Here is a 225-nt window from a genome sequence, read left to right on the forward strand (position 1 = left end):
ATCAACATCAATGAGTGAAAGTGACTCAGCAAGCATGAGCACATCAACATCAGTAAGTGAGAGCGACTCAGCGTCAATGAGTACATCAACATCAATGAGTGAAAGTGATTCATCAAGCATGAGCACTTCAACATCAGTGAGTGAGAGCGACTCAGCAAGCATGAGCACATCGACATCAATGAGCGAAAGTGACTCAGCGTCAATGAGTACATCAACATCAATGAG

Annotated in this window: 1 protein-coding gene; it reads right to left on the reverse strand. The window is 43.6% G+C overall.

Annotated features, from left to right (window positions below; translation table 11 throughout):
* Positions 1-225, reverse strand: a 225-nt coding sequence (locus TP70_RS12525; RefSeq protein WP_044361819.1) for a hypothetical protein, incomplete at both ends; no start/stop codon positions are given.

This window comes from Staphylococcus microti (genome assembly GCF_000934465.1).
Lineage (GTDB): Bacteria > Bacillota > Bacilli > Staphylococcales > Staphylococcaceae > Staphylococcus > Staphylococcus microti.